This window comes from Stenotrophomonas sp. SrG, from assembly GCF_050031795.1.
Classification (GTDB): domain Bacteria; phylum Pseudomonadota; class Gammaproteobacteria; order Xanthomonadales; family Xanthomonadaceae; genus Stenotrophomonas; species Stenotrophomonas rhizophila_A.
The window spans coordinates 1-234 of record NZ_JBNBBE010001433.1; the positions used below are offsets into that span (position 1 = coordinate 1).

At 76.5% G+C, this 234-nt stretch carries 1 pseudogene; it reads right to left on the minus strand.

The annotated features are described in order from the left end of the window. Positions 1-234: pseudogene (locus tag ACQG3P_RS24130) on the minus strand (3-dehydroquinate synthase); the annotation flags it as partial.

Below are 234 nucleotides of genomic sequence, written 5' to 3' on the forward strand. Positions count from 1 at the left end.
GCCCGCGGGGCGGGCGCGACAGACGGTCGCGGCTCCGCCGGTGGCCAGCACGCGCAGCACGTCGGCCTCGTCTACGTCGGCCACTACCTCGGCGCGGCCGCTGCCCCGCCACAGCACCAGGCGCAGGCGCCCGGCCACGTTCTTCTTGTCCAGCCGCATGCGCGCCAGCAGAGCCTCGGGCGCCAGGCCGGCCGGAATGGCAACCGGCAGCTCGTAGCGCAGCAGCAGCTCGCG